General features: G+C 36.0%; 19 protein-coding genes. 11 read left to right on the forward strand and 8 right to left on the reverse strand.

Annotated features, from left to right (window positions below; translation table 11 throughout):
- The first annotated feature begins 193 nt into the window (after positions 1-193).
- Both OQX62_RS15190 and OQX62_RS15195 read left to right on the forward strand, forming a co-directional pair.
- Positions 194-2,626: an outer membrane beta-barrel protein gene (locus OQX62_RS15190; RefSeq protein ID WP_265832429.1), complete on the forward strand. Its 2,433-nt coding sequence runs from the start codon at positions 194-196 to the stop codon at positions 2,624-2,626.
- 12 nt (positions 2,627-2,638) lie between these two features.
- Positions 2,639-3,163 (forward strand): protease, encoded by a 525-nt coding sequence (locus tag OQX62_RS15195; protein WP_265832430.1) that lies wholly within the window; start codon positions 2,639-2,641, stop codon positions 3,161-3,163.
- A 77-nt stretch (positions 3,164-3,240) separates the two neighbouring features.
- Here the strand turns inward: OQX62_RS15195 and OQX62_RS15200 are convergent, their stop codons facing one another.
- The gene (locus OQX62_RS15200; protein WP_265832431.1) at positions 3,241-4,647 is read right to left on the reverse strand and encodes a sensor histidine kinase; all 1,407 of its coding nucleotides are present in this window, start codon (positions 4,645-4,647) and stop codon (positions 3,241-3,243) included.
- Between the two features lie 245 nt (positions 4,648-4,892).
- Between OQX62_RS15200 and OQX62_RS15205 the strand changes: the two genes are divergently transcribed.
- A complete protein-coding gene (locus OQX62_RS15205; protein WP_265832432.1) occupies positions 4,893-5,402 on the forward strand; it encodes a DUF892 family protein in 510 nt (169 codons plus the stop codon).
- A gap of 241 nt (positions 5,403-5,643) precedes the next feature.
- Here OQX62_RS15205 and OQX62_RS25180 read toward each other — a convergent pair whose 3' ends face one another.
- The gene (locus OQX62_RS25180; protein ID WP_416276575.1) at positions 5,644-5,862 is read right to left on the reverse strand and encodes a BLUF domain-containing protein; all 219 of its coding nucleotides are present in this window, start codon (positions 5,860-5,862) and stop codon (positions 5,644-5,646) included.
- A gap of 97 nt (positions 5,863-5,959) precedes the next feature.
- Between OQX62_RS25180 and OQX62_RS15210 the strand changes: the two genes are divergently transcribed.
- The gene (locus OQX62_RS15210) at positions 5,960-6,484 is read left to right on the forward strand and encodes an RNA polymerase sigma factor (RefSeq protein WP_265832434.1); all 525 of its coding nucleotides are present in this window, start codon (positions 5,960-5,962) and stop codon (positions 6,482-6,484) included.
- Positions 6,485-6,558: 74 nt separating this feature from the next.
- On the opposite strand, the gene OQX62_RS15215 is transcribed toward OQX62_RS15210, so the two are convergent.
- The 3 genes from OQX62_RS15215 to OQX62_RS15225 all read right to left on the reverse strand — a co-directional run bounded on the left by OQX62_RS15215 (position 6,559) and on the right by OQX62_RS15225 (position 8,206).
- On the reverse strand, positions 6,559-6,837 hold the full coding sequence (locus OQX62_RS15215; protein ID WP_265832436.1) for a hypothetical protein: 279 nt from the start codon (positions 6,835-6,837) through the stop codon (positions 6,559-6,561).
- A 9-nt stretch (positions 6,838-6,846) separates the two neighbouring features.
- On the reverse strand, positions 6,847-7,320 hold the full coding sequence (locus OQX62_RS15220) for a DinB family protein (RefSeq protein ID WP_265832438.1): 474 nt from the start codon (positions 7,318-7,320) through the stop codon (positions 6,847-6,849).
- A 184-nt stretch (positions 7,321-7,504) separates the two neighbouring features.
- Positions 7,505-8,206, reverse strand: coding sequence for a competence protein CoiA (locus OQX62_RS15225; protein ID WP_265832439.1), 702 nt, complete (start codon positions 8,204-8,206; stop codon positions 7,505-7,507).
- Positions 8,207-8,418: 212 nt separating this feature from the next.
- Here OQX62_RS15225 and OQX62_RS15230 point away from each other — a divergent pair, with 212 nt between their 5' ends.
- The 6 genes from OQX62_RS15230 to OQX62_RS15255 all read left to right on the forward strand — a co-directional run bounded on the left by OQX62_RS15230 (position 8,419) and on the right by OQX62_RS15255 (position 12,520).
- Entirely contained in the window at positions 8,419-8,772 is a 354-nt protein-coding gene (locus OQX62_RS15230) for a hypothetical protein (RefSeq protein WP_265832440.1), read from the forward strand.
- A gap of 127 nt (positions 8,773-8,899) precedes the next feature.
- Positions 8,900-9,115 (forward strand): hypothetical protein, encoded by a 216-nt coding sequence (locus OQX62_RS15235; protein ID WP_265832441.1) that lies wholly within the window; start codon positions 8,900-8,902, stop codon positions 9,113-9,115.
- A gap of 596 nt (positions 9,116-9,711) precedes the next feature.
- The gene (locus OQX62_RS15240; RefSeq protein WP_265832442.1) at positions 9,712-10,347 is read left to right on the forward strand and encodes a hypothetical protein; all 636 of its coding nucleotides are present in this window, start codon (positions 9,712-9,714) and stop codon (positions 10,345-10,347) included.
- A 1,408-nt stretch (positions 10,348-11,755) separates the two neighbouring features.
- A complete protein-coding gene (locus OQX62_RS15245; protein ID WP_265832443.1) occupies positions 11,756-11,968 on the forward strand; it encodes a hypothetical protein in 213 nt (70 codons plus the stop codon).
- Positions 11,962-12,105 carry a hypothetical protein gene (locus OQX62_RS15250; RefSeq protein ID WP_265832445.1) on the forward strand — a complete coding sequence of 48 codons (144 nt, stop codon included), beginning with the start codon at positions 11,962-11,964 and terminating at the stop codon, positions 12,103-12,105. The genes OQX62_RS15245 and OQX62_RS15250 overlap by 7 nt, the downstream gene beginning before the upstream one ends.
- Before the next feature lie 232 nt (positions 12,106-12,337).
- Entirely contained in the window at positions 12,338-12,520 is a 183-nt protein-coding gene (locus OQX62_RS15255; RefSeq protein ID WP_265832446.1) for a hypothetical protein, read from the forward strand.
- A 12-nt stretch (positions 12,521-12,532) separates the two neighbouring features.
- Here the strand turns inward: OQX62_RS15255 and OQX62_RS15260 are convergent, their stop codons facing one another.
- From OQX62_RS15260 to OQX62_RS15270, 3 genes are read right to left on the reverse strand one after another with little or no spacing between them, the layout of a single operon-like run.
- Complete coding sequence (locus tag OQX62_RS15260) at positions 12,533-12,766, reverse strand: hypothetical protein (protein ID WP_265832447.1); 234 nt, start codon at positions 12,764-12,766, stop codon at positions 12,533-12,535.
- Entirely contained in the window at positions 12,766-13,104 is a 339-nt protein-coding gene (locus OQX62_RS15265; RefSeq protein WP_265832448.1) for a hypothetical protein, read from the reverse strand. The genes OQX62_RS15260 and OQX62_RS15265 overlap by 1 nt, the downstream gene beginning before the upstream one ends.
- A gap of 56 nt (positions 13,105-13,160) precedes the next feature.
- On the reverse strand, positions 13,161-14,555 hold the full coding sequence (locus OQX62_RS15270) for a hypothetical protein (RefSeq protein ID WP_265832449.1): 1,395 nt from the start codon (positions 14,553-14,555) through the stop codon (positions 13,161-13,163).
- Positions 14,556-14,801: 246 nt separating this feature from the next.
- On the opposite strand from OQX62_RS15270, the gene OQX62_RS15275 reads away from it, so the two are divergent.
- Entirely contained in the window at positions 14,802-15,389 is a 588-nt protein-coding gene (locus tag OQX62_RS15275) for a Crp/Fnr family transcriptional regulator (RefSeq protein ID WP_265832450.1), read from the forward strand.
- Positions 15,390-15,446: the final 57 nt, after the last annotated feature.

Below are 15,446 nucleotides of genomic sequence, written 5' to 3' on the forward strand. Positions count from 1 at the left end.
CAGTTATGAAATTTTGGTTTTACAAAATGGTTGACAGTCACTAAATACCGTATTTATATCACCGTATTCAGTATTTATACCTTTCCATTGAAACTTACTATAAAACAAACTCAAAACACTTATATAGCAAAATTTCAATTTATATGTAACTATTTATCAGTTGCACCGTCTTCTTTATATAAGCACGACAACCATGAAAATATTTATACCGGTTTTATTAACTATCATATTTCACCTTAGTCCCCTTCAATCATCTGCACAACAGTCAGTAAAAATCAGTGGCCTGGTCAAAGATGATAAACAGAGCCTGCCTTCAGCAACTATTCTATTGTATTCAGCAACAGACTCCTCTCTTGTTGCCTCGGCAATGACTGATCTGGATGGAAAATTCAATGTAACAGCAAATCCCGGAACCTATTATATTTTATCTACTTCTGTAGGTTATAACAAAGTGAGAACAGCGACTTTCAATATGAAGGATTTTCCGATATTCGTGGTGCCTGCAATCACTTTAAAAGAAAGTACCGGGAACTTAAAGGAAGTGAGCATTACCGCAGTTAAACCCGTACTGGAACGTGTAAACGACAAGCTGATTTTCAATGTCGATGCTACCCCTTCAGCTTCAGGCCTTAACGCCCTGGAAGTATTAAAAAAGGCACCCGGAGTGACAGTAGATTATAATGAGAATATCTCACTTGCCGGCAAACCGAATGTTTTGGTTACTCTCGACGGCAAACAAACCTATCTGAGCGGCACTGAAGTGGTGAATTTACTAAAATCGATGCAGAGCAGCGACATTGAAAGCGTTGAAATCATTAATAATCCCGGCTCACGATATGAAGCGAACAGTACGGGAGGTATTATCAATATCAAAACAAAGAAAAGTAAATCGGAAGGTTTCAATGGGAATATAGCCCTTGGAGGCGGTTTTAATAAGTATGTGTCCACTAACAATTCTGTAAACCTGAATTTCCGAAAAAAGGCATTTAATATTTTTGGTGCTTACGGTTACAATACCAGAAAATATGAGGAAAGACTGAAAATAAACAGAATAACTCCAGGTGCATCTAACCAATTATATTTTAGCCAGAGAAATAAAGATACATCAAATAATATGGCACATAATTTCAAGGCAGGAACGGATTTCTTTCTTAGTAAGAACCATACGCTGGGTGTATTGTTTAAAGGAAACATTAACGACTATAATCAAAAAGGCTTTAGTAAGATTGATATAGGCGATCTGCCCGGAACAGTTGATTCCATACTCAGGACACCCAGTACTGATCAGTCAAACCGAAAAAACTACACCTACAATATTAACTATAAAGGGATATTAGATACCCTTGGACAGGAATTGACGATAGATGCAGATTATTCAACATTTGATGGATCTACCGATGCAGCGTCGCTCAATCGTTTTTTTTTACCAGATGGCAGTTTCTTCAAAAATGGACAAATCTACAGGAATTTTTCTCCTTCAAATATTGACATAAAAGCAGTTAAGGCCGATTATATATTGCCATTCAATAAAAAAGTTAAACTCGATGCAGGATTTAAAATTGCAAATGTAAAAAGTGATAATAATTATGTTTACGAGAATAACATCAATGGTGTCTGGTTATTTGATGATACAAAAAGTAATCATTTTAAATATGAAGAGCACGTAAATGCTGTTTATGCTACACTTAACCTTAGTCTGGGCAAGTCAATCATACAGGCAGGTCTGCGTGCGGAAAACACCAGATCTGCTGGTAATTCCATTACCACTAACCAACTGACCAAGCGTAACTATACTGATCTGTTTCCGGCATTGATGATTACCAGGAATATTGATGCCGACAATATCCTGAACCTATCTTACTCAAGAAAGATCAACAGACCAAATTACCAGAACTTAAATCCATTTGTGTATTATCTCGATCAATATACTTATAATGAAGGTAATCCAAACCTCAATCCGGAATATGCCAACAAATTGGAGATCAGCTATCTTTTTAAACAGAAATATAGCCTGTCACTGGGCTATACCCATACCTCCGATGTAATTACCCAGGTTTTGCTGCAAAATGAAGTCCGTAAATCAATGTATCAGACTGTATTGAACCTGGCTTCTGACGAGGTTCTTGCGTTAAACCTAAACTTCCCCCTAACCATTGCAAAATGGTGGAACATGAATAACAATATATTAGGTTACTTAAAGCAAGTAAAGGCACCAGACGTAAATGGAGCTAATCTGAATGCCAAACAATTCAGTGGTAATTTTTATGCTCAAAATAATTTTATCATCAGCAAACTGCTTACTGCCGATGCAGGATTGAATTTCAGCACTGCTCAAATTGATGGTGTATATAAGGTTAAAAGTATGTTTAATGCAGATGCAGGTATGCGTTATAACTTTCCTAATCAATTGGGGAACTTAAAGTTAGGCGTCAGTGATATTTTTCATACACAACGCGCCAGAATATTCAGCACCCTGCCTGGAAACGGTTTTAATCTGGAACAATGGGGCACATCCACCACTGTAAGACTAACATTCACTTACCGCTTTGGAAAGATGACCGTAAAATCTGAAAGAAATAGATCTACAGGATTGGATGATGAGCAAAAAAGACTCGGAGGAAAATAGTATTTTTGTCACATGAAAAACTTAAAATTTATTTTACCTGCCGCACTTTTAGCATTAGCATCATGCAGTCAGAACACGCGTCCCTCAGAAAATGCCGGCGTTAATACCGATTCAACAGTGACCGCAGCAGCAGATCAGACAGTTGAAAAAGGGTTATTTGCAAAAATGACTATTAAAGACACGATTAAAGTCGGAGATCCAATTCTGCTTAAGTTTAGTGTATACAACAATGCAGATAGTACCCAGCAGTTTTGCAAATGGCATACGCCATTTGAGCCTTTGATCAGCAAATACCTTGATATTAAAGACGAAAACGGTATAGAAGTTGATTATAAAGGTGCTATGGCTAAAAGAGTAATGCCACCACCAGCATCAAGTTATACGAAACTGAACGCAAAAGACAGTCTTTCTGCCGAAGCTGATTTATTAAAAGGTTATGCCATCAGCAAGCCTGCTAAATATACTGTTACTTATAACAGTCAGAACATGAGTGGCCTGATCGTTAAAGACAGCGTATCATTCGTCTACATCAAATAATAAAATTAACTTTTCCATAAAAAATGCTTAGTGAATAACTAAGCATTTTTAGTATTAAAGCGCAAATAAATCCCTGACTAATTACCAACTGGCAGCCGAAAATAGAAAACTGAGCCCTTCCCGATTTCACTTTCAATCCAGCAAATGCCATTGTGTTCCTTTAGGATTTCAGATGAGATAAATAAACCTAAACCAAGGCCTTCAATCCGCAAAGTTGGATGATCTACCCGAAAGTATCTTTCAAACAGCTTATCTTTGTCAGATGCAGCAATACCTATACCAAAGTCCCGTACAGAAACGATTAGACTATATTGCTCCACCCAGCTGTTAACCAAAACTTTATTAGCCTCGGGCGAATATTTTACGGCATTGGAAAGCAGATTTTGTATTACCTGTTCTAAGCGGAACCGGTCTCCTGTATAAGTCATTTCAGCAACCTGCTCTAAGACAATTTCATGTGTCGGGTATCTGTCATTTGCATTCTCCACGCATTCTGTAACTAAGTTTTTAAAATCAAAAGGTTCTTTCTCATAAAGCATTTTGCTCTCGCTGATCTTACTTAGATCAAGCAGATTATTGATCAGTTTTTCCAGCCGTTCTACACTTTCGGCAGTCTTGATGACCAGTCTATCCCTTTTAATTTCGTCTTTCGTTAACTGCATCAACTGATTATAAGCCTTTATCGTGGTCAAGGGTGTTCTGAGCTCATGGCTGGCAATAAAAAGAAACTCTTCCTTTTGCTGTTTAGAAATTCTCAATTCTTCATTTATTCTTAACAGTTCTTCATTAGAAGCTGTTATCTCTTCTGTGGAAGTAACCAGTTCTTCCGTAAGTGCCTGTTGCTGCGCATAACTTTCTTTCAGTGATTGGGTACGTGCAATCACCCTTTCTTCCAGTTCGGCATTCAACATTCTGAAATCATTTTCCGAGCGGGTTAACTTCTCGTTTAATGTATTCAATTCGTCATTTGTTGCCTGCAATACTTCATTCTTATTTCCCAGCTCTTTATTTATTGCTTCCAATTGCTCATTCAGAGTTTCTTCCCTTAACTTACTATCTAATATAGCCGTAGAGTTTTCAATCTGATCCGTTACATTATTGATCGTTGTAAGCAGGTAGCTTGCTGCCCTTCCCGGTCCTGAAACCGGTATAATCTCTAACTGCCACCAGCTTTGCACATTTATACCCGGGTGGCCCGAAGGAATATCATATTTAAAGGAAGGCATGTGCACCGGTTTATTGTTTTTTGAAGCCGTTACTAATGCATCCATTAATAGCTTTGCTCCGTCACCACCAGCATTTGCAGGGTCAAATGCTTCCCACAGTGAAATGCCTGTAATATCCCGTCCGTCCAGATAGGTTACCTTTTCATAAGCTTCATTGTAGATAACTATCGTAAAATCAGGATTGTCTGCCTTGAGTAATACACGGGGAACCTTCGTATTAAAGAGTGTAAAGAAAAGTTGTTCAGCTATTGCTTCCATAAATCATTGCATACTTATCACTACTTATTATTTCAGGATAGAAGATGGATTCAAATAATCGTCTCTCCTTCCTGATTAGGTGCACTTTATAAACGTGAATTAACAAATAATGTTTTATACCGGCCTTTTCCCGGTATAAATATGCACTTTAAAAGTACTTTGAATGAAAAGAATTGAGATTATAACTTACTAATATTAAAACATAAACGATGATTTACTGTTAAATCAACCAATCCAAATTAACGATGAATAACAAAGAAATTAATCCACTGAAACAATTATTCAGTTTGAAGCTGGTAGCCCTTTATGTGCTGGAAAAAGAAATCAGCAAAATTTATAAAAAAATGGGTAAGGCTGCATCAGCGGCCCCGCTGCAAAAAGCAGTTTCTCCATTTTCTACCGAGATTGAAGCACATCAGCAAAGATTAAAGCTCATTATGGAAATTGAATCTGTCAAACCTGCACAATTTAAAGATTTGATAAAAGATCAGTTCCCGGATTTCGTCAGCAATCCGTCATTAGTTAAATTCAGCAAAGGAGATCAGCGAGATCTTGACATCATCCTCAACGCGATGTTAATTCAGCAGTATAAGATCGCTATCTATGAATTTCTGTATGTTACCACTATTGAACTAAAATCAGAACAGTCTGCCACCCTGCTTGACCAAATTATCAAAGACAATAAAAATACTTATGGATGGCTATTGCAGTTATTGCAGAATTCCTCGTCCCCTGTTTTAAATCATGTACACTAGATTATATTTTAGTCTGACTCATCTGATAAAAAGATTATAGAAAATGATAAGGGCTATTAGAATCTGCTGATTCTGTGTTTTTTGATGTCAGATCCTCCAATGAAAAAAATCCGGACATAGCTTCATATTCGGCCAAATGCATGGCTTTAATGTCCCTTAACCACTTCTCAAAAGCCCGGCTCTCGCTCTCTGCTTCTTTGAGTAGCAGAATATCATGATGTCTTTTATCTTTTTTAATCTGTTAAAATATAGCAGTTACTTCATCACTGCTCCCTTTCAGTACCTGAATAAACCGGCCCTCAAATAAATGTAAAAAATTCCCTTCCAGATACATTAGCATCCCAGTAATTCCATGGCTCAGGTTCCAGGCCCTTGATTCTTCCAATAAATCGATTAACTCCTCTTCAGTCAGCAGCTTACCAGCTTTACTGATATATATAACATAGTGTAATAGCTCAATGTAACAAAAATATTCATGTACAGTTTTCCATTATGGTACGCTGATTGTAAAACCTACAGTACCTAATGAAAATGTATCAATATTAAAACATCTACCTATGAATAACATTATCTTAAACAATCAGATTTGCGATCACAAATCATCGCTTGAAATGTTCGCACAACGTTTCACACAAAATTATGATGATGCGGCTGACCTGGTTCAGGATACAATTATCAAAGCTATCCGTTACTCTTATTTGTATAAGGAAGGTACTAATCTGAAAGGCTGGCTGTATACGATAATGAAGAATACATTTATAAACAGTTACAGGAGAAATTCTGTTAGACAAAATGTGATAGAAACTCATGAAGATTTAAATTCTTTCCATATGTTAAAAGGGGCTTCCGGAAACCTTGGAGAGAATCAAATGGTAAGTGAGGACCTAGATAAAGCATTAAATCAATTAAGCCCTGAATACTATATTCCATTTATAAAGTTTTTTGAAGGATTCAAATACCATGAAATTGCAGAAGAACTTAATATTCCGTTAGGCACTGTAAAAACAAGAATTCACGTTGCCAGGCAATTATTAAAATCAAGTCTTAAAATGTACAGTGAACAATATGGCATAAAAAATTAGTTGCCATATCCGGTTATAAACATAAAAATCCCTCTTCATAAGAGGGATTTTTATGTTTATAAGAAATGATTAAATTATTTCAGACATGCCTCAACAAATTGCCTTAACTTTTCTCTCGTTTTTTTGTCGCTCGCAGCAGATTCATTGATAGTGATTTCCTCATCCGTGATGGTGAGATTATAAATCTCTGTCCCCTCTGTATTTTCAACAGAGATAGTATTTATTCCAATCCCGTAGTTGAAGATCTCTGTTTTAGTTATACCATTTCCATAAAACTCATCAAAGGACTTTTTCAGTAGGTCGTACAGGAGTTTTGCCTGTATTTTTTTTGTATTATTTAGTATTATCATCATATCATTTATTTATTTCCATGCCCCCATTAACCGTCTCAGAACAATAATTTCTGCTACATGGTAAGCATTGTGATCTGCTATTTGCAGTGCTTCGCGTAAAATCGTTTGTCCATCTGCCCCCGGTATTGCCTGAAATAAATCATCACTTTTAATCAGGCTGATGAACTCCTTCAAATCGTTTCTTATCTGGCTTAGTGATTTGTTCCAGCTATCTTCATCGGCTGGCTGAATCTCTTCAGGCCAATAACCTTCTGGCCATTTTGGCGATTGATGCGCTATATCCTTCGAAAATCGCAACATATCCCATTGAGCTATCCTGATATGCTCTACCAGTTGCCAGATACTATAAGGTAAATCATTTGGCCTAACACCGCGCAGGTTTTCTGGAAGTCCGTCTAAGGCATCTTCCAGTCCAACATGTGCACTGCCCCCATTTAGTAATTTTTCAAGTTCCGCGATTAAAAACTGGTGCTGATCATTCATAATTATGTTATAGGTTTGTTAATATTCAATTAACAAAGCATAACGATTAGTGTTTTGTAACAATTGCACTCATGCCGGCAATTGTCATCCATCGAACAGTTCTTAGCATTTTACAGAAAATTTATACCCGGAAAATTGACTTCTGTAGATTAACAATATTTGTCCAGAAAATCCTTTTTGCTTACTATTTGTAAATAATAAAAATCCTCCGAATGCTGCTTAAATACCCTAAGCCAATAGAGGAAATGCCCACCTGTGTCAATAAAAACAGGTGCTTCGGCGCTGTACCACCCATGTGCGGATGTCGCCATGAAAAGGTAAAGTGTTTGGAAGAAATTTTAATATGTCGCAGCGAAGGATGCCTGATACTTATTGTTTGAGCAGCAGCGTCCGCTGACCTACCGTCTGTCTTTCTGAAAGCAAGATGTGAAGTGCCAGTAAATTCATAATCTTTCAATGCTGTTTCCCTTGGGTTTGGAATAGCTTCAGTAACGTTAAATCCCTTAAATTTTAGTCCGTTTACCACCCAAACCAGTTGAGTATAAAATCGTTCCCTGGATAACAATTCTTCTAAAGCAATGGGCGAATTCTGGAACTCTATCGTGATACCCCCAGTGGTATATACATCCGCACGGTGATATTCCTGCAACTGCTCATCATAGAAAGTCTGTTCTCTCTCCTCTTCTTGAAAATGGCTTTTCCATTGGCGGTGCCATTCCGTCTCCGTCTCCCACCAGGAATCACATTGTACATTAACACAATGCGCCCAGTGATGGAGTTTTACCGGGCCGCATTTGGCAATCATCTGATTTCCACAGCCAATACATACTCCTGTTAATCCCTTTTTGGGCTCCGACTTTATCCCATTTACCAATGCATATTGCATAAATTTCCCTAAGCAGCAAAAATAAAGACAATTCTCAAAAAAATGGATTTATCCTCATAAAATGAATTATTTAAATTATGGGACAGCTGATTGTGACTTAAAATAAAAAGAATGTGAATCCAATATCTGTTAAAAATATGTGGTAAAATCACTTTGAAAAAAAACTATATTTTTCATAAATTGTCAAGGTAAGAATACTTATTACACTGATAATGGACACGTTAGAGATTAAAACACAGGAAATTACAGATACTAACTTTAGTTTATTAAACGTATGGCTGCATGATAAAATTTTTCAGGATGGCAAATCAACTGGTTATACGGGTAAAGGTTATAGGTTAACATGGATCTGCTACCCGGAAGATATTAAAACAAGATTATTCTTAGCAAAAGACAATGATAAAGATGTGATCAGGGCGCTGATTGATGATTTTAGAATGGAAAATGCGAATACATTCGTCAACCTTTATCAGATCGCCTCGAAAAAAAAGGTAGATCGAATGATTCTCCTGATTGACTTATACATTCTGAGATGTGTTACAGCTGTTTCTTCAAAAAATAAGTAACTCCATTTATCGCATTCACTACGGCATTCACAGTGATTACGATAAAAGTTAATTATATTAAAAACCCGTATTTTCCACAATACTGAGTTTAATACAAATCACTTCCTTTGCGTCAAACACAATTGACATGTATAAAATACTTTATCAAAACCCTTCTGAAAGTTATGAAACTTTGGAGGTTGAGATCACTGAACCTATTGAAAAATTAAAAAACGGATTGAGATTAGACGACCATAAGCTTATCGGCATCTATGATTATAGTGCAAAAAAGATTTTATTCAAGTGCCCGGATTACGATATGCACAGGCATGCTGTTGAAGAATTTGTTTATGACGAATATTAAGCGCCTATGCGGGACACCTCCATTAATCATCTCTCTGCCTTAATTTGATTCTATCAATTCACCTAAATCATTCAGGCAGCAGTTAGATAGGTATCGTCAGCTTTCCAGGCACAGTGTTCAGTTTCATTCCCGTTCAAGCTATATTTCTTCCAGAAACTGTGCATCCCTTAAACGGAATTTAACTTACCAAAGTACTATTCTTAACCTTCCAGGGAAATAAAAGGTTTTTTTCTTTGAGATTCTCAGCTCTGCAGGCATAAATGCCTTCCTGAATCTTCCCATCCAGGAAGATTCATATGGTTGGCTAATTAACTAAACTACCCTCAGATAGCTAAGCTTGTGCCAAGGCAACAAAATGAAGTAACATACTGATATCATGACATTTACAGACAACATATATTCCATACTGTTCAATATCGAACATTTGCGTTTTAAAAACGAGCAGTCGTTGATTTGAATGATAAGTTAATGTTCTACGAAAATAAAAGCCAGTAAAACTAGCACACCAGGGTTTAGTTAGTATTTAATAGAATTTAATCTATGGCATGATTTTGATACCCATATCAAGATAATTGAATCGAACAAATAAATTAAACATGATGCTGAACCCTGAAATTAGACGCGGATATATAGAAACACTCATCAAACTTGTTGAGTTAAATTCAGATCATGAATGGCTGCAATACTTTATAAATCTAAGAACCGGTGGCTCACTTCCCGGGGGTGGAGCAGGTTCTTTAAACGATTGGGGTCCCTCCTATAGTGAGACAAAAACAGATGCCTGGTATGGGCAATTATACGATATCATCAGGATACTTTTCGACAATAATGCCATGCCGGATCAGGTTGATCAGCTTACAAAAACTGATGATAAAAATCAAATAAGGGTAATCAGATGTTTAAGTTGTGACCAAAGTTATCAGCACCCGGGCATTTTCGAAGAGCATCTGGCAGCAAAATATTATCATGACAATTTGGTCTTTTTCGCAAAAGGCCACCGGCTTACAGACATCCTCAAACCTGAGTTATCTTTTAATAGCAAACCCGTACTTGAGTATAGAAAATGGTTGCTGGAACAATATGCCATGCACCATATCACAGTCTACGATTTTGTATTTGCAGGGTACATATGCCCCCATTGCAATTATGTAGATCCGGAGACGAAACACGATATCTACTATATCGAAGGCACAAATGCAGATGGTATAAAATTTAGAATAGAACGTGGATAAAACCTACAAAAGCATTAAACATAAAACATTACTAATTGATAATCAATATTTTTAATAATCTACCGAAAGTGATAATAGACATATAAATATCAAGACTTATCCGTTTTATTTTTCCCTCATCCGCAACGAAATCACTACTTCATCTATATCTATCTGCTTTCAACTCGTTTAAGCATGCTAAAACGCATATTTTTAGTCGTAAATGGCTAAAAGAGCGAATAAAAAGCGATTTTCACAGCCTCATTTTGCCCATGTATTCGGTGACTTTCAACCACAGAATTGATCAAAATAAAATCTATATGTGAACTTTATATAAAGTATACAAGTACATTGATATACAGATATCTTTTCTTTATAAGAAAGATAAGAATCCCATATATCAGGATCAGAATTTTCACAACTTCCTAAACAGAATATTGCTTACTCAGCTTATGCCGTTAATTAAAATTAACTATCCTATTTTTACCTGCCAAGATTCGATGCAGAACATAATTGATTGCACTCTCAATCTTATATTTTCATTAACCTATTTTTATAAAAAGTGATAGCCATCTTTATTTTAAAAACACCGTATATAGTGAGACAAATTATATCTCCACTGCTCCTCCCCCGTATAAAAACAGCTGATAGAAAATGGAGAAATTTAGTATGCATCTTTTAGCTCCTTCTAGTCAAATCTGCGATCTGCGAAAAAATTCCAACCAGATTAGCAATTCATTCATTTAATTCGCTTTTGGAAATTTGACGCTAACTCCCATCAGCAAATAAATATTTTTTATCTGTCATAGAGCTACCATGATTTTCTAGTTATCGTTCGCGATTTTTGAGGTCATAAGCGTTCCTTTAGAAACAAAACAAGGTGCAAGAATATTTTCGTTAATAGTTCTTCTACATTTGAGTTAAGCATACTTTCTCAAAAAATTTTAATGCATTAGCTGAAATTCTAAAACGATTGCACACAATTTGATGAAAGTGAAATAGCGGGGAAATAATAACACGAAATAGAATTATTACTATGTAGAGATATCGGAAACTCGAAAAATTCAAAAATGAAAACGACAGAAATACTGGCATAAAAACAATTTATTTTAATTCTCGTCTTCCTGATACAGGTGTCTAAAATCAAGGATTCAATAGCAGGTCCAATCACCAAATCCTACTATGCACTGCATTGAATTTACAGAGATGACTTGGAATGTACACAGCCATCAACATGCCTAACACCATACCAATGCATCCATTACCACCCGATCGTTCATCAGAGAGGCTAAAAACCTTTAATATCGCAATCATACATCTATTATTATAAACTCTGTAAATATCCCATACCATAATAATAAAAAAATTTCCATTTGTAAGTACTGCCATACCGTTTTTAATGGTGCTGTTTTGTAAAAGAAATTGGCTTATGAAAAACTTTACTATTATTGCGCTCTTCCTTATTGTATTGACTCTTTCTTCCCGCAAGAAAGAAGACAATACTCAGGATGCTACAAAACTTATTGTAGGAAAATGGTTTTTCAAGAAAAATTATGAAGTAGTCACCCGCATTGGTCAAAAGACTGAAACGACAAACACTAACTTTGAAAATGAAGATTACCTTGAATTTAAAAGATGGTAAAGGCACTTATTCCGAAGTCGGCGACAGATAACTTCACTTACGAGGTAACCGGAGGTAATATTCTTACGCTTTCTTATGAAGGAGATGACGCTGCAAAGGGACCAGTAGAAATTACTTTTCTCAACTCGACAGATTAAGTTAATCGTATATAAGGGGTCTGAAGTCTACGAAGACATATCTACGACCCGGATTACCAAAACCACCTTAAAAAAATAAACATGCTATGACTCACCTTATTTGTGATGATCATCGCTACATTTTGCGTATTATAACCTCAGTCGCTGTATCGGGATATCACTATTTTAATCAAAGAAAGGCCTTATAATAACTGGATAGACAATTGACAGTGAGCTAGGCATGAATATAAATATGATGAAATATACGCTCGAAATAATTGATGATAGTGAATTTAATTTGGAAATTCCTACCAGATTCTTAAAAAAGGAGACTATCTTTTACCAGTTGTATAAGGAAGGATTGATCAAGATATACCTCTCCTGCGTTACCTCCGAAGTTACACTTACTGCTGCAGGAAAAAACTTTATAGCATAACATTTTTATTCATTACCCGGAATGCTGAGCGGTTTCTATAAACTCACCCAGTTTGGGAGCAATCAACTTCAGCATATCGTTATTTCCTTCCCACAGTAATCTGCAGGATTCAAGAATGAAAGTCGGATAAATATACCCCAATTCCTGTCCTTGCCAGGTAACCAGATATTCCTCTTCCTCCTGAATTGGTGCGACAATAATTAATTCCTGCTTTGACGATGGCAGTTTGAAATGATAAACCTGCATTAATTTCTACCCAAAGTGTTTACATATAAATTTTTCTCCATATTACCGGCAATATTGAACACAAAAGTAAACCTGTAGTCCTTTATTCCGAACTGTATTAAAAACTGTGTGAGATAGGGCTCAATTAAACCTAGAAAAGCTTCACAATAACTCGAAGGCTGGCTGACTACCAACTTCTTCCTGTAGCCGTCAGATAATTTATTTAAATCAACGTTTACCGTTGTGTCGTCATTTACAGTGAAGAACTTAGAATTTGTGCGGGACCAGTTTTTTGATTGGCTATTTTGAACCCATTGATTCAGGTGATCATCGAGTTGTCTGTTGAATTCCTTTTCCATAGTACAACAAAATTATACTAATATATTTAGTAAAACAAATAGTATTGAACATTTTTTTAGTTTACGCAAACCAGCTTCCTAAAATTATTATCCAATATACTTAGCGTTTCCTCTGCATGTGTCATGCCTATTAAGAAGGACACATCAATTCGAATTCCCAGAACGGGCGTGCCCTCCTCATAATACGAGGAAGGATCAGTAACTAAAATGTCTAACTCCAATATCCTTTTATATACATCTGTTCTAAAATAGCCTTCCCTTGGTACGAGATACACAGCTGTTCCATCTTCGTTTCTTATTCCGGCAGGCTCCCAGAAGCCAGGAGTACGAAAGATTTTTCTTATAAGTGCCGCAACTTGTCCAACAGCATATTCAAGTTCTTTAATAGTTGCAGCATACACCTTGCTTAAAAGCACCTCGTTAATTGCGTAAGCCATAGAATAAGATTTGTATGAACTTATCAGCGCAATGTATTTATTGATTTCACAAATCATTTCAGCATGCGCGATAACAAATATCTGTTTCCCTATTTCTTCAATGATATGAATAATTGGTGAAATAAATATAACATCTTCCATCATGTTGTCAGCCAATTTCAGTATGTAGTTTTCTTTATCTTTGAGCCAGGGTTCAAATCCGCAATTTTCAATAATTGTAAATCCATATCTGTCTTTAAGTTGAAACAATAAAGCTATTCGCTCCTCTACCGTATCAAGCATATTTGGAAAATTTGCTCTGGACATCAAATAAATTGCACTAATTTTATGTTGTTCACAGAGGAGTTTCACTTCATCCACCAGCAGCCCTTTATCATCAAATCCCACTTCAAAAAAGTTTATACCTTTAAGAGATAAGATGGCCTTTAAATGAAGTGACTGGCTGGGTATGATTACCACGCCACTTTTTTTGGAAAGAATGGATACGACAGCAAAATGCAACAGGCGTGCATCATGGTAATAGCATGAATTGTTGTAGTGAAAATTAGTTCCCTGTTGTTCATTCAATATATTACAGCAGGTCAGGGATAGCGGTCCATAACTCGTATTTTGTAACGATGGCGGGTGTTCAGAACGATGTTTCTCTTGTACTTTATGAAAGTATTTATTTAAACTGTAGGTATAACGCCTCACGGTTTTGAATTGCGAGTCTGCTTGCACATAGATCGTTGTATCCGGCCCTACTATCGGCCCAATATAACTTACCTTTGCAACTGCCCCTTTAGCAGTGGTCACCATTTTTCTTGCAACAAGTGCTTCAAGCACCAAATAAATTGAAGGTATGGAAAGTCCCGTAAGCTGGGCCATCTCTTTTACAGATTTTAATTTATAGCCATATGGCAATTCGCCCGAGCTGATAATTTTAACGAAATGATGTGTAAGATGCTCAAGTTTATGACTATCAGCTCTAAGATCTAAATAGATTTCCTTATCGGTTAGTATTGTATAATTCAATGTAGGTAGTTGAAAAATTTATTCTGTTTGACGTAATTTATAAATTATTAACCACTCAAACATAGCTTTATAATAAAATAGGAACCAACCTCTATAATAAAATTACGACAAACGCTATATCTTTAATATAAGATTCATTTTCGAGTTTTAGCAAACTTGAATAATACTTATCGCACCATACATATAAAAGATTCAGCGCTTCATCCTGACCAGTTTAAAGTAAATCAAAACTAAATATTGTAGTATATGCCTAATAGTAGTGCAGATATCACTCAAATCATCAACATTATAGAACACTTTTTACCGTTATCTACCAGTTTCAAAAGATTATTCGGTGAAATGCTACATTTTGAATTCAAACAACAAGGATGGTACTTGCTGAATCAAAAAGAACACCAGCTAAAGATTTGGTTTCTGATTAACGGATCAGCACGGGCTTTTAAAAAATATGATCATTCCAGATCAAATGAGCAAACCCTCTGGTTTTGGTTTAAAAATGAGATAATTATCAATCCTAAGTTCTATGATAATTTACCTTCCTCTTATTTTATTGAATTATTGGAGGATAGTCATCTGGCATACATCGACATCACCTCCCTTCAGGCAATAGATGATCCTGCGATAATTCAACTACTCGCCAAAATCAGAATGCATTATGAAAAGTTATCTACCAGACATTACGAACATATTAAACGGAAAACCAAACAACAGCTTTATGACGATTTTTTGCAGGGACACCCAGATATCTTCAACCATGTAAAAATAAAAGACGTTGCCAGTTTCCTGGGAATGGCAGCTGATACCATATATAAGCTGAGGAGAAAATCAGGATAATTCTACATTGTTATAAGGATTAATCCTGATTTTTTTGGCTGAATTAGCTGGAAATTA

Origin of the sequence: Pedobacter sp. MR2016-24, assembly GCF_026239655.1 — a bacterium.
In the GTDB taxonomy this organism is placed as follows: domain Bacteria; phylum Bacteroidota; class Bacteroidia; order Sphingobacteriales; family Sphingobacteriaceae; genus Pedobacter.

Excerpts from the sequence above, each read along its gene's own strand:
- OQX62_RS15190 (WP_265832429.1), top strand. The coding sequence starts at position 194 with ATGAAAATATTTATACCGGTTTTATTAACTATCATATTTCACCTTAGT.
- OQX62_RS15220 (WP_265832438.1), bottom strand. The coding sequence starts at position 7,320 with ATGAATGATCAGCACCAGTTTTTAATCGCGGAACTTGAAAAATTACTA.
- OQX62_RS15230 (WP_265832440.1), top strand. The coding sequence starts at position 8,419 with ATGGACACGTTAGAGATTAAAACACAGGAAATTACAGATACTAACTTT.
- OQX62_RS15250 (WP_265832445.1), top strand. The coding sequence starts at position 11,962 with ATGGTAAAGGCACTTATTCCGAAGTCGGCGACAGATAACTTCACTTAC.
- OQX62_RS15195 (WP_265832430.1), top strand. The coding sequence starts at position 2,639 with ATGAAAAACTTAAAATTTATTTTACCTGCCGCACTTTTAGCATTAGCA.
- OQX62_RS15235 (WP_265832441.1), top strand. The coding sequence starts at position 8,900 with ATGTATAAAATACTTTATCAAAACCCTTCTGAAAGTTATGAAACTTTG.
- OQX62_RS15200 (WP_265832431.1), bottom strand. The coding sequence starts at position 4,647 with ATGGAAGCAATAGCTGAACAACTTTTCTTTACACTCTTTAATACGAAG.
- OQX62_RS15245 (WP_265832443.1), top strand. The coding sequence starts at position 11,756 with ATGAAAAACTTTACTATTATTGCGCTCTTCCTTATTGTATTGACTCTT.
- OQX62_RS15255 (WP_265832446.1), top strand. The coding sequence starts at position 12,338 with ATGATGAAATATACGCTCGAAATAATTGATGATAGTGAATTTAATTTG.
- OQX62_RS15210 (WP_265832434.1), top strand. The coding sequence starts at position 5,960 with ATGAATAACATTATCTTAAACAATCAGATTTGCGATCACAAATCATCG.
- OQX62_RS15215 (WP_265832436.1), bottom strand. The coding sequence starts at position 6,837 with ATGATGATAATACTAAATAATACAAAAAAAATACAGGCAAAACTCCTG.
- OQX62_RS15205 (WP_265832432.1), top strand. The coding sequence starts at position 4,893 with ATGAATAACAAAGAAATTAATCCACTGAAACAATTATTCAGTTTGAAG.
- OQX62_RS15275 (WP_265832450.1), top strand. The coding sequence starts at position 14,802 with ATGCCTAATAGTAGTGCAGATATCACTCAAATCATCAACATTATAGAA.
- OQX62_RS15225 (WP_265832439.1), bottom strand. The coding sequence starts at position 8,206 with ATGCAATATGCATTGGTAAATGGGATAAAGTCGGAGCCCAAAAAGGGA.
- OQX62_RS15260 (WP_265832447.1), bottom strand. The coding sequence starts at position 12,766 with ATGCAGGTTTATCATTTCAAACTGCCATCGTCAAAGCAGGAATTAATT.
- OQX62_RS15265 (WP_265832448.1), bottom strand. The coding sequence starts at position 13,104 with ATGGAAAAGGAATTCAACAGACAACTCGATGATCACCTGAATCAATGG.
- OQX62_RS15240 (WP_265832442.1), top strand. The coding sequence starts at position 9,712 with ATGATGCTGAACCCTGAAATTAGACGCGGATATATAGAAACACTCATC.